The 2,889-nt window shown below is 75.7% G+C and carries 2 protein-coding genes; both read left to right on the top strand.

Annotated elements, in window-relative coordinates; genetic code table 11:
- Positions 1-130: 130 nt before the first annotated feature.
- Positions 131-2,431, top strand: coding sequence for an SDR family oxidoreductase (locus ACJ73U_RS46680; RefSeq protein WP_407784250.1), 2,301 nt, complete (start codon positions 131-133; stop codon positions 2,429-2,431).
- Between the two features lie 49 nt (positions 2,432-2,480).
- The coding region (locus ACJ73U_RS46675; protein WP_407784249.1) for a beta-ketoacyl synthase N-terminal-like domain-containing protein at positions 2,481-2,889 on the top strand (409 nt) is incomplete at its 3' end.

Below are 2,889 nucleotides of genomic sequence, written 5' to 3'. Positions count from 1 at the left end.
TCAAACGGGTCGAGGTGCTGTCCGCCCTGCGCGACCGGATCGACGGTCTTCCCACGCTGGAGGCGGCGGAGCTCGGCCGCCTCCAGACGATCAGGGAGATCGCCGAGCGCCTGGCGGCGGAGGTGGCTGGGTGACCACGGCACCCACCCACACGCCGGCCGTGGGACCGTCGCGGACCGACCGGCTCGTGCGCTACGTCGTCCGCGAAGTGCCCGCCACACCGTCCGGTCTGACCCCGTCAGGACTCGGCCGCGGGCGGCTGTCCGTCACCGACGACGGTGGCGGGGTGGCCGCCGCGCTCGTCGAACGGCTCACCGCGCGGGGCGTCGACGCGGTGGTCACCGGCGACGTGCCGCCGGAGGCGGCGGGCGTGGTGTTCCTCGGCGGGCTGCGCGACGTGGCGGGCCCGGAGGAGGCGATCGCCGTCAACCGAGTGGCCTTCGCGGCCGCCAGGACCGTGGCCGCCCGGTTCACCCGGCACGGCGGGCTGTTCGTCACGGTGCAGGACACCGGCGGGGACTTCGGGCTCGGCGGACGGCAGGGTGACCGCGCCTGGCTCGGCGGCCTGGCGGCGCTGGCCCGCACGGTCGCCAAGGAGTGGCCGGACGCCGCGGTCAAGGCGATCGACTGCGAACGCGCGGTCCGCGCCCCCGGCCGGATCGCGGACGCGCTCGCCGACGAGTTGTGCCACGGGGGAACGCTGTTGGACGTCGGCCTGCACGCCGACGGGAGGCGCACGACACCGGTGGCCGAGGCCGAACCGGTGCCGTTGCCGGTGTCGCGGTGGCGAACCAGGCCGGCGCACCGGCCGGTCCTCGGCCCCGACTCGGTCATCGTGGCGACGGGTGGCGCACGTGGCATCACCGCCGCCGCCGTGCGCGCCATCGCGCGAGCCCACCGGCCTCGTCTCGTCCTCATCGGACGGACGCCGCTGGTCGACGAACCACCGGTGCTGGGCATCGCCGGCGACGAGAAGGCTGTCAAGCACGCGATCGTGGCCGACCGGCTCCGCGGTGGTGGTCCACTGCCGACACCGGCCGAGGTCGGTGCGCTGGCGCGGCGGGTCATCGCCACCCGCGAAGTGCGCGGCACCATCGCCGCCGTGACCGACGCGGGCAGCAGCGTCCGGTACCTGTCCGTGGATGTCCGCGACACCGCGGCCGTCAACGAGGCGCTGTCCCGGGTCCGCCGGGAATGGGGACCGGTCACCGGTCTCGTGCACGGCGCCGGTGTACTCGCCGACGGGCCCGTCGAGTCGAAGACGGCAGCGGTGTTCGACCAGGTCTTCGACGTCAAGGTGCGCGGCCTGCGTTCGCTGCTGGCCGCCACCGCGCAGGACCCGCTGTCCTTCGTGTACCTGTTCTCGTCGGTGGCCGCGCAGTTCGGCAACGCCGGGCAGAGCGACTACGCCATGGCCAACGAGGTGCTCTTCCAGGTGGCGGCGGCCGGGTCCGCGCGCTGCCCGGTGACGGCGATCGGGTGGGGTCCCTGGGAGGCGGGGATGGTCACCCCCGAACTGGCCGGGCACTTCCGGGGCAGCGGCGTCGGCCTGGTGCCCACCGAGGCGGGTGGGCAAGCGGTGCTGGCGACGCTGGGTGCGGTCGCACCCGGCCGGCGAGTGCTCGTCGCCGCCGACGGCGACCGGATCCTGCCCGGTCCCGGCGAACACCGCGAGGCCGTGGTCCGGTTCGGCCTCGACGACCAGCCGGAGCTGCGTGACCACCGCATCGCCGGGACCGCCGTGGTGCCCGTGGCGCTCACCGTGGACCGACTGGTCGCGGCGGCCGGGGAGCTCGATCCGGCACGCCGCGAGGTCGCGCTCGCCGACCTGCGGGTGTTCCGGCCGTTGACCGTGGCAGCCGGGCGGACCCGCCGGCTCGTCCTCAGCGTGGCGGACCGACCGGGTGGCGCGGAGCTGAGGATCTCGGACGAGGACGGCAGGCCCTGCCAGGCGGCACGGGTGGCGACCCCGGCGTGCGGCCTGCGCTACGCCGACTGGTCGCCGCTGCGCCGGCCGGAGCCGCTCCGGCACGCCGATCCCTATGACAGCGACGCCCTCTTCCACGGCCGGCTGTTCCGCGCGCTCAAGGCGGTCGACGGCGTGTCGGTCGAGGGGGCGGACGGCACGGTCACCGGTGTGCGGGAACGCGGATGGCAGGGGCCGCACCCGCACACCGATCCCGCCGCCGTGGACGCCGGGCTCCAGCTCGGCGTGCTGTGGGCCGAGCACGTCCTGCGGGTGGCGACCCTGCCCATGGCGGTGCGGTTCGTCCGGGTGCGCACTCCCGGAGCCCTGCCCCACCCGCTCCGGTGCGCCGTCCGGGGCCGGCGCACCGGCCGGGACCACGCGGTCTGCGACATCGCGCTGCTCGACCCCGGTGGCCGGGCACACGTGGAGCTGCTCGGCGTCAGCCTGGTCCGCCGGCCCTGACACCCGCACCCCGCCAGTCCTCCCCTTCCTCCTCGAGTCTGGAAGAGCCATGTTCGACCCCATCGCCGTCGTGGGTCGCGGCTGCGTGCTCCCCGGCGCGCTGAACCCGGCCGCCCTGTGGGACAACATCGTGGCCAAGCGCGTCAGCCTGGGTCCCGTCCCCGAGGGCTACCGGCGGCTGGACCGGCCCCTGCCGGGAGAACCCGCGGGCGCGGCCACCGTGCTCGGCGGGTACGTCCACGGCTTCGACTCGGCGTGGGATCCCGCCGGCTTCCTCGTCGACGCGGAGGACATCGCCACCCTCGACCCGCTGTTCCACTGGACGATGCACTGCGGCCGGGCGGCGCTGCGCGAGGCCGGACGGGCGGGGCTCGCCGGGATCTCCGGGCAGCTGCCCCGCGCCGGGCTCGTCCTGGGTGTCCTCGGCTACCCGTCGCCCGGGATGAGCCGGTTCGCCG

Origin of the sequence: Actinophytocola sp., assembly GCF_045807065.1 — a bacterium.
In the GTDB taxonomy this organism is placed as follows: Bacteria; Actinomycetota; Actinomycetes; order Mycobacteriales; family Pseudonocardiaceae; genus Actinophytocola.
Note: the sequence above shows the minus strand (reverse complement) of the source record. Positions and strands in the feature narration are given on the sequence as shown.